This window comes from Candidatus Methylomirabilota bacterium, assembly GCA_035709005.1.
GTDB lineage: Bacteria > Methylomirabilota > Methylomirabilia > Rokubacteriales > CSP1-6 > 40CM-4-69-5.
In genome coordinates this window covers 76,007-85,356 of sequence record DASTFB010000080.1, presented here as the reverse complement: position 1 = coordinate 85,356, position 9,350 = coordinate 76,007, and the positions used below count along the sequence as shown (strand labels likewise).

The 9,350-nt window shown below is 70.7% G+C and carries 8 protein-coding genes; 5 read left to right on the top strand and 3 right to left on the bottom strand.

Features of this window, described 5'->3' with window-relative positions; translation table 11 throughout:
* The coding region (locus VFR64_13970) for a cytosine deaminase (protein ID HET9490847.1) at positions 1 to 542 on the bottom strand (542 nt) is incomplete at its 3' end.
* A 211-nt stretch (positions 543 to 753) separates the two neighbouring features.
* On the opposite strand from VFR64_13970, the gene VFR64_13965 reads away from it, so the two are divergent.
* Both VFR64_13965 and VFR64_13960 read left to right on the top strand, forming a co-directional pair.
* Positions 754 to 3,117: a xanthine dehydrogenase family protein molybdopterin-binding subunit gene (locus tag VFR64_13965; GenBank protein HET9490846.1), complete on the top strand. Its 2,364-nt coding sequence runs from the start codon at positions 754 to 756 to the stop codon at positions 3,115 to 3,117.
* Between the two features lie 4 nt (positions 3,118 to 3,121).
* A complete protein-coding gene (locus VFR64_13960; protein HET9490845.1) occupies positions 3,122 to 3,457 on the top strand; it encodes a hypothetical protein in 336 nt (111 codons plus the stop codon).
* 107 nt (positions 3,458 to 3,564) lie between these two features.
* Here VFR64_13960 and VFR64_13955 read toward each other — a convergent pair whose 3' ends face one another.
* Together VFR64_13955 and VFR64_13950 are read right to left on the bottom strand one after the other, a co-directional pair.
* The gene (locus VFR64_13955) at positions 3,565 to 3,717 is read right to left on the bottom strand and encodes a DUF3309 family protein (protein ID HET9490844.1); all 153 of its coding nucleotides are present in this window, start codon (positions 3,715 to 3,717) and stop codon (positions 3,565 to 3,567) included.
* Positions 3,718 to 4,018: 301 nt separating this feature from the next.
* Positions 4,019 to 5,692 (bottom strand): amidase, encoded by a 1,674-nt coding sequence (locus tag VFR64_13950; GenBank protein ID HET9490843.1) that lies wholly within the window; start codon positions 5,690 to 5,692, stop codon positions 4,019 to 4,021.
* Between the two features lie 247 nt (positions 5,693 to 5,939).
* Here VFR64_13950 and VFR64_13945 point away from each other — a divergent pair, with 247 nt between their 5' ends.
* The 3 genes from VFR64_13945 to VFR64_13935 all read left to right on the top strand — a co-directional run bounded on the left by VFR64_13945 (position 5,940) and on the right by VFR64_13935 (position 9,258).
* Positions 5,940 to 6,992: an ABC transporter ATP-binding protein gene (locus tag VFR64_13945; protein HET9490842.1), complete on the top strand. Its 1,053-nt coding sequence runs from the start codon at positions 5,940 to 5,942 to the stop codon at positions 6,990 to 6,992.
* Between the two features lie 84 nt (positions 6,993 to 7,076).
* Positions 7,077 to 8,363, top strand: coding sequence for an ABC transporter substrate-binding protein (locus VFR64_13940; protein HET9490841.1), 1,287 nt, complete (start codon positions 7,077 to 7,079; stop codon positions 8,361 to 8,363).
* A gap of 4 nt (positions 8,364 to 8,367) precedes the next feature.
* The gene (locus VFR64_13935) at positions 8,368 to 9,258 is read left to right on the top strand and encodes a sugar ABC transporter permease (protein HET9490840.1); all 891 of its coding nucleotides are present in this window, start codon (positions 8,368 to 8,370) and stop codon (positions 9,256 to 9,258) included.
* Positions 9,259 to 9,350 lie beyond the last annotated feature (92 nt).

Genomic DNA, 9,350 nt, shown 5'->3' with positions numbered 1-9,350 from the left:
CCGGTGCGCAGGCGATGAATCTCCTCGCGGGGCTGGGGGATCTCGAAGAACGGTCGCGGGTCCGGCCGGCCGATCGGCTTGGCCGTGCCGTGGCCGAACACCGCGCGGATGCCCGATTCCTCCAGCCCGTCGAGCGCGGCGTCCGTCATGTCGGGGGACCGTAAGTTGTGGCACCAGTCGAAGATGGTGGTGCTCCCGCCGTTGATCTGGCTGAGCGCGCCCAGCAGGTTGGCGACGTAGTTGTCCTCGGCCTGGTAGCGCTGGGCAAGGTTGCCGTGCACGGTGCCGAAGTAATCGCGCGCGCTGACCCAGTCGGCGCCGATTCCGCGCAGCCCGATCTCCCAGGTGTGGATGTGCGCGTTGACGAGCCCGGGCATCACGATCATGCCGGTGGCGTCCAGCACCGTGGCCCCGGCCGCCGCCAGCCCGGGCCCGACCGCGGCGATCCGGTCGTCCTCGATCAGCACGTCGCCGCCGGCGATGTCACCCAGCGCCGCGTCCATCGTGACCACCCAGCCGTTGCGGAGCAGCGTGCGTGCCATCCCGGCCTCCTTCCGTGTGTCCTCGGGCATCGCCGGCCTACGCCGCGCCGACGCTACGCCCGCCTGACCCTGCTACAGCGGCTGGCGTGGAGTGTCAAGCACGAGGCGAGGGCGCGCGGATGAGGGAAATCGCGCCTGGCTCTTGACACTGCATCGCCGACGGGCCACCATCCGGCGCCGGAGTCGGGTCACCGCTGATCGGGAGGCGCACGTGTCCTTTCTGCAGTCCCGAACACGCTCGGCGCGCGAAGGGTTCGGCCAGCCGGTCCTCCGCAAGGAGGACGCTCGCCTGCTCGTCGGCGGTGGGTGCTACAGCGACGACGTCAACCTGCCCGGCCAGGCGTACGCGTGCTTCGTGCGCTCACCGCACGCCCACGCGCGCCTCGAGCACATCGAGACTACGGCCGCGCTCGGCACGCCGGGCGTGATCGCGGTGCTCACCGGCGCCGACGCGGCGAAGGACGGCGTCGGGCCGATCACCCACAGCCCGGTGCCGGCGAATCCCCACGAGGCGATGGTCCGGCCGGGCGACGTCCGGTTCGTGCCTCCGCATCCGCCGATGCCCGCCGACCGCGTGCGCTTCGTGGGCGAGGTGGTGGCCATGGTCATCGGCGCCACGCCCGCGGCGGCGCGTGACGGGGCCGAGCGCGTCGTCGTGGCGTGGACCCCGCTGCCCGCCTCGACGACCAGCACCACCGCCGCCGCCGCCGGCGCGCCGATCCTCTACGAGGGGGCCACGTCGAACGTGTGCGTGGAGACGGAGGTCGGCGATGCGGCGGCCGTGGAGCGTGCGTTTGCGCGGGCCGCCCACGTGGTGCGACTGGAAACCTGGGTGCACCGGATCACCGGCGTGCCCATGGAGCCGCGGGCGGCCGTCGGCGCCTGGGACGCGGCGACGGGCCGCTACACCGTGCATGCCGGAGCGGGCGGGCTGGGTCGGACCCGGACCGGCGTGGCCGGCGCCCTCGGCGTCCCGGATGGCACGGTGCGCGTGATGGCGCGGGACGTCGGCGGCAACTTCGGCACGCGGAACAGCTGCTACCCCGAGTTCGTGCTGGTCGCCTGGGCGGCGCGGCGGCTCGGTCGCCCCGTGAAGTGGACGGCCGACCGGCGAGAGGCGTTCCTCGCCGACTACCAGGGGCGCGATCTCGTGTCGCACGCCGAGCTGGCGCTGGACGCCGACGGCGCCTTTCTGGCCTTTCGGGCTGTCAACACCAGCAACGTCGGCGCCCACGCGGTGTCGTTCCATCCCCTCAACAAAGGCATGGCGCTGGCGACCACGGTCTACCGCGTGCCGGCCGCGCTCGTGCGCGGGCGCGCCGTCGCCACCAACACGTCGCCCACTACCCCCTACCGCAGTGCGGGCCGCCCCGAGGTCATGTTCGTCATGGAGCGGTTGATCGACCTCGCCGCGCGCCGGCATGGCTTCGACCGCCTGGATCTGCGCCGGCGCAACCTCGTGCCGGCCAGCGCGATGCCGTACTGCAGCGCCGTCGGCGTGCGCTACGACAGCGGCGACTATCAGGCCGCGTTCGACCGGGCGGTGGCGCTGGCGGACTGGGCGGGGTTCGAGGCCCGGCGCGCCGAGGCCCGCCGGCGCGGCCGCTACCGGGGGATCGGCGTGGCGAACTACATCGAGCTGAACACCGGGGACCCGCGCGAGCGCGCGCACATCACGGTCCATCCCGAGGGACGCGTCGAGCTCGTGCTGGGCACGCTGTCGTCCGGCCAGGGCCATGCGACGAGCTTCGCGCAGCTGCTGGTCGAGTGGCTGGGGGTGGAGCTGTCCCAGGTGCGGCTGATCACCGGCGACACCGACGTGACCGTCACCGGTGGCGGGGCCCATTCCGCGCGCGCCCTGCGGCTGGCCGCCATCGTGATGGCGAAGGCGTCGGACGAGATCGTCGCCAAGGGCCGGCGGATCGCGGCGTGGCTGCTCGAAGCCGCCGCCGCCGACATCGAGTTCGCCGCCCGCCGCTTCGTCGTCAAGGGCACGGACCGCTCGGTCGATCTCTTCGAGGCCGCCGCCGCGGGGGCGCGCCCGGACGCCCCGGCGGAGTGCCGCGGGCCGCTCGACGGGCTCTGCGACGAGACGCTCCCCGTGCCCTCGTTCCCCTACGGCTGCGCGGTCTGCGAGGTGGAGGTCGACCCCGAGACCGGCACGGTCGAGCTGCTGCGCTACACGACCGTGGACGACTGCGGCCGCGCCGTGAACCCCATGATCCTGCACGGTCAGACGCACGGCGGCATCGCGCAGGGCGTGGGGCAGGCCCTGTGGGAATCCTGCGCCTACGACCCCGAGAGCGGCCAGCTTCTCTCGGCGACGCTGATGGACTACGCGCTGCCCCGCGCGGACGTCCTGCCGTCGTTCACGACGGAGATCAGCGAGGTCCCCTCGACCGCGCATCCGCTCGGCTTGCGCGGGGGCGGCGAGGGGGGGACCACGCCGGCGCTCGCGGCCGTGGTGAACGCGATCTGCGACGCCCTCGCCGAGCTGGGCGTCGAGCACATCGAGATGCCGGCGACGTCCGAGCGCGTCTGGCGCGCGATCCGCGACGCGCGGTCACGGAGGTAGGACGATGCGAGCACGATCGACGATGATGGCCGCCGCGGCGCTGGTAATGGAGCCGGACCTCATCCTCTGCGACGAGGCCTTCGGCCATCTCGACGAGGTGACGGCCACCGTTCTCCGCCGGGAGTTTCTCGCCCTGGCTAGCGGTAGCTCCCGGACCCTGCTCTTCGTGACGCATTCCATCGAGGAAGCCTTCGTCCTCGGCCAGCGGGTGCTCGTGCTCCGACGTCCCGGCCAGGTGGGCGCCGAGTTCGCCGTCCCGCCCGGCGCCACGGCCACGGAGCTCGCGGAGCTGCGCGCCCGAATTCTAAAGACCATGGAGGCCATGAAGGCGTCGGCTTAGCCGCCTCGAACGCCGGCACCGAACACGGCCTAAACGAACCTGGCGGACCAGGCGAGCTGGACGCGGCAGCGTCTGGCGGCACCAACGACTCCGCTATCGAATCGCGGTCACAGCCGTCCGGTCAGGAGGAGGATGATCACAATCAGCAGGATGAGTCCCAATCCGCCGCTCGGGTAGTACCCCCAACCCGAGCTGTAGGGCCACATTGGCAGTGCTCCGAGCAGCAACAGGATCAGGATGATGAGCAGGATCGTGGTCATGGGTGGCTCCTTGTCCGCAACATTCTGTTATCGGTTGGGAGCGCAAGCGTCATGCCAGGCGAGACCGCGAAGAACTTCAGTAGATAACTCGCTAGCCTGGCGGTCTGCAGCAGGTCAAGGGATCGTGCACCGGCTCCCCGGCTTGAGAAATTCCGTACCGGATCTACGCAGTCAGGGACCGCCGCCGACGTGCCACCAGTAGGTGGTTACAGCCGAGCGAGCAAGGGCAGTGCGACAAGGCGCCTTCCGTCCCCTGCGGGAAGCCGCAAGGTCGTCTGCTAATCTCACCGAAAAACGATCGTCACACGGGCGGACGCCGTCGGTGCCATTCGGTAGCCTGCTCGTAAGCGTGCCCGGCGCGCAGGATGACGGCCTCTTCGAACGGCCGCCCGGCAAGCTGGAGCGAGAGCGGTAGTCCCGTCTTCGAGAACCCACAGGGCAGCGCGAGCGCCGGCAGGCCCGCCAGGTTGAACGGCGACGTGTTGCTCTTCGGAAACGGGAACGGCAGGTCCGGGTCCTGCACGACCGAGAACGCCAGGGCCGGGCTCAGCATCGTCGGGGTGGCCAGGACGTCCACGCGCCGGAGCACTTCCAACATCTCGGCCTGGAGCCGCCTCCGCAGTCGCTGGGCCTGCACGTATTCGGCGCCGGAGAAGAGCCCGCCGGTCAGGAGCTTGTCCCGCAGACCCTCGCCATAGAGATGCGGGCGCTCGCGCAGGTCGCGCTCGTGATAGGCGAAGGCTTCAGAGAGCATGATCGCCATGTAGGCGGGTGACGTCCAGATCGACCGGATCTCAACGTCGCTGACACTCGCGCCCAGCTCGCGCAATGTGTCCAGCGCGCGCTCGAACGCCGCCACTCCTTCGGGCTCCACGCCCTCGAGGAAGAAGGCGCGCGGCACGCCGATCCGCAGGCCGCGTATCCCCCGGTTGAGCTTGGCCACGTAGTCGCCGACGGGCGCCTGGCTGGAGGCCGGATCAGCGCTGTCGTGTCCGGCGATCGCCGTGAGTAGCCAGGCACAGTCCTCGACGGTCCGGGCCATCGGCCCAGTGTGATCGAGCGTCCACGCCAGCGTGACGACCCCTGCCCGACTGCACCGGCCATAGGTGGGCTTGAGCCCGACGATGCCGGAGAAGGCGGCTGGCCCGCGGATCGAGCCGCCAGTGTCGGAGCCAAGCGAGCCGACCGTGAGACCTGCCGCCAGCGCCGCGCCCGAGCCGCTCGACGAGCCGCCTGGGATGTGTTCCAGGTTCCAGGGGTTGCGGGCCGGCAGGAAGCGATGGCCCGGAAACTGGATGCCGAAGGCGAATTCGTGAGTGATGAGCTTGCCCAGCGTCACGCATCCAGCGGCCCGCAGGCGCGCCACGCACGTCGCGTCCTCGTCGGGGACCCAGTCCGCCAGCACCGCTGAGCCGGCGGTGGTTCGCACCCCACGCGTGGCATAGAGATCCTTGTAGGCGATGGGGATGCCGAGCAGCGGGCGCTCATCGCCCTGCAGAATCGCGGCCTCCGCGGCCTTGGCGTCGGCGAGCGCACGGTCGGCGGTGAGCGTGACGAAGGCGTGGAGCCTGGGATCCAGGCGCTCGATCCGCTCCAGGAGCGTCTGCGTGAGCTCGACGGGTGAGAGCTCGCGCCGGCGGAAGCACCGGGCGATCTCGCGGATGCCGGCGTAGGGGAGCGCGTCGCGCGCCAGGTTCGCGGCCGTGCCGACGGGCTCGCGTGATTGTCCCGGCCCTCCAACATCGATCCCGGCGGCGCCGCCGGTGGCCAATGGTCCGCCCGACTCCCCTCCGGCATTGAAGGTGACGGCGGGTTCCAGCACGCTCGCCGCCCGCCAATCCTCGCCGCGGATCGGCGCCAGGACGGGGGCCAAGAGCTTGCGGACCATCTCCCATCGGGCCTCGGGGATGGGCAAGCCCGCGGCGGTGATCCGCCGGCGAAGCTCATCGATGGTCATGGCGGGGGGTAGACTCATGACAGTCTCCTTGAGGGCTTCGAGAGCCTCACATCTAGCCGGGTCATCGGGTCGATGGCGGTCCACGCGCTCCCAGGTCAGGCCAAGCGCCTCCCCGCGACGGAGCCCGGTGTACAGCGCCAGGTCGACCAGGTCGGCCAGGTCCGCGTTCCGGGACGCCCGGCAGGCGTCGAGGGGCGCGGTCGCCTCCTCCGGAGCCGAAGGAGGTGCCAGAGGGCCCGCAGTGTAGCATTATCATTTCGCCCGTATGTCCGAGATCCGCCTGAGCGGCGTCAGCAAGCTCTGGGGCGCGGTGCGCGCCGTAGACGGCGTGAGCCTCACGGCTGAAGCCGGCGGCCTGCTGGTGCTGCTCGGCCCGTCGGGGTGCGGCAAGTCCACGACGCTCCGGCTCATCGCCGGCCTCGAGCGGGTGACCGAGGGCCGCATCTGGATCGGCGGTGTGGACGTCACCGACCTGCCGCCGGCGGCCCGCCGCCTGGCCATGGTGTTCCAGTCCTACGCGCTGTTCCCCCATCTCAACGTGCGGGAGAACATCGTCTTCGGCCTCAAGGTGCGGCGCGTGCCGGCCGCCGAGCGCGCGCGGCGGCTGGGCCGCGTGGCCGAGCTGCTGGGCATCGGCCACCTCCTCGACCGCAAGCCCGGCCAGCTCTCCGGCGGCCAGCAGCAGCGCGTGGCGCTCGGGCGCGCCATCGTGGCCGAGACGCCCGTCTGCCTCATGGACGAGCCCCTGTCCAACCTGGACGCCCAGCTCCGCCAGGACATGCGGCGGGAGATCCGCGCGCTCCAGCGGGCGCTCGGCATTACCATGGTGTACGTCACCCACGATCAGGTGGAGGCCATGAGCATGGCCGACCGCATCGTGCTTCTCCGCGAGGGGCGCATCGAGCAGGACGCACCGCCGGACGCCCTCTACGCGCGTCCGGCCAGCGTGTTCGTGGCGCGCTTCATCGGCACCCCGCCCATGAACGTGCTGCGTCTGGCCGACGGCCCCGGCGGCGCGGTGGTGCGCGGCGCCGACGGGCCGGCGGTGCTGCCGCGGCCCGGCGACGGGCTCCTGCTGGGCCTGCGCCCCGAAGACATCCGCGTCGACGGCCGCGGGGTGCCGGCGCGGGTCGTGGACGGCGAGTACCTGGGCGCCGACACTATCCTCAAGTGCACGGTGGGCGAGGAGACCGTGGCCGTCCGCGCCCCCGGCCGGGTGACTATCGAGCCGGGCGCCGCCGTGGGCCTGGGCTGGGACCCGGCGGCCGTGCACCTGTTCGACGCGGCGACGGGCCGCCGCCACGACACCATTCCGTAATCCCGCCGGCCATCGTCATCGGCTAAGATCGGGCCGCTCCAACGTACGCGAGGCCGGCCGCGGCCGGCCCGGGGAGGATCGATCATGTTCAGCCTGTCAGTCCGTCGCATCACGGCCGCGCTGCTGGCCGTCGGGCTCTTCGCCCTGCCGGCGCGCGCGGCCACCGAGCTCACCATGTACTACCCGATCGCCGTCGGGGGCCCGATCCCCAAGCTCATCGACAGCATGATCGCCGAGTTCGAGAAGGGGCATCCCGCCATCAAGGTCACCGCCGTCTACGCCGGCAACTACGACGACACGCGCAACAAGGCGCTGGCCGCGCTCAAGGCCGGCAATCCGGTGCAGCTCTCGGTGCTCTTCTCCATCGATCTCTTCGAGCTGATCGACCAGGACGTCATCGTGCCGTTCGACGACCTCGTGACCGCCGCCGACAAGCCGTGGCTCGAGTCCTTCTATCCGGGGCTGATGGAGAACAGCCGCACCAAGGGCAAGACCTGGGGCATCCCGTTCCAGCGCTCGACCATCGTCCTCTACTGGAACAAGGACGCCTTCAAGCAGGCCGGGCTCGACCCCAACAAGCCGCCGGCCACGTGGGGCGAGATGGTGGAGATGGCCAAGCGCCTGGTCCAGAAGGGCGCCTCGGGCAACGTCACGCGCTACGGGCTCATGATCCCGTCCACCGGCTATCCCTACTGGATGTTCCAGGCCCTGGCTCGCCAGAACGGCGAGGTTCTGATGAACCAGGACGGCAACCGCACCTTCTTCGACAAGCCGGCGGTGGTCGAGGCCCTCGCCTTCTGGCGCGACCTGGGCGGCACGCACGGGGTGATGCCGAAGGGCACGGTGGAGTGGGGCACGCTGCGCGAGGCCTTCCTCCAGGGCAAGACCGCGATGATGTGGCACACGACGGGCAACCTCACGCCGGTCCGCACCGGGGCCAAGTTCGACTTCGGCGTGGCCATGCTGCCGGCTTCCAAGATGCGGGGCAGCCCCACCGGCGGCGGCAACTTCTACGTCTTCAAGAAGGCCTCCCCGGAGGAGCGCAAGGCGGCGGTGGCCTTCATCAAGTGGATGACGGCGCCCGAGCAGGCCGCGCGCTGGTCCATCGAGACCGGCTACATGGGTGTGACCCGGGCGGCCTACGACACGCCCGCCCTCAAGAAGTACGCGGCCGAGTTCCCCGCCGCCGCCGTGGCCCGCGACCAGCTCCAGCACGCGGTGGCCGAGCTGGCCGTGCACGAGAACGCGCGCGTCAAGAAACTCCTCGACGACGCCATCCAGGCCGCCCTCACCGGCGGCAAGGAGCCGAAGGCCGCGCTGGCCGAGGCTCAGGCCGGCGCCGAGCGCATCCTGAGCCGCTATCGCCGATAAAGCCGTGAGGCGATTGCTTGGCGGCCGCCGGCTCGACGCCGTCCACGGCTGGCTACTCCTGCTGCCGGCCGCCGTGCTCCTCGCCACCTTCACGCACTACCCCATCCTGGCCAGCCTCGTCGACAGCGTCCGGTCGACGCCGCGGGGCGGCCAGCCTGCCGTCTTCGTCGGCCTCGAGAACTACGGGTTCATGGCCGCCGACCCCATCTTCTGGCGCGTCATGGGCAACAACGTCGTCTTCGCGCTGGGGACGATCCCGGCCAGCATTGTGCTGGCCCTCCTGATGGCCACCTGGATCGATCGCCGCCTGCCCGCCCGCGCGCTGGTGCGGCTCGCCTACTTCACGCCGACCATCCTGCCGATGGTCGCCGTGGCCAACATCTGGCTCTTCTTCTATACCCCGCAGTTCGGCCTGCTGGACCAGGTGCGCGCGCTCTTCGGCGCCGCGCATCACAACTGGCTCGGCGACCCCAGCACGGTGATGGGGTGCCTGATCGTGATGACGGTGTGGAAGGAGGCGGGCTTCTTCTCGATCTTCTATCTGGCCGCGCTCCAGCACTTGCCGCCTGATCTCAAGGAGGCCGCCGCCATCGAAGGCACGCCCCGGTGGACCTTCTTCCGTCGAGTGACGCTGCCGCTCCTGATGCCCACGACGCTGTTCGTGCTGGTGAACGCCACCATCAACTCCTTCAAGCTGGTCGACCAGCTCTTCATCCTGACCAAGGGCGGGCCGGACAACGCCTCGAACCTCCTCCTCTACTACCTCTACGAAGTGGCCTTCGGCTACAACGACTGGGCCTACGCGGCCACCCTCACCGTGCTGCTGCTGGCCATCCTGGCCGTGCTGGCCATCGCCCAGTTCGGGCTGATCGAGCGACGCGTGCACTATCGATAGCCTCGGAGGGAGGCTTTCATCGAAGGGGGCCTCGGCCGGCCCCCTCCGAACCTCCCCCAGAAAGGATTGCGCCGGCGGAGCCGGCGCTCGGA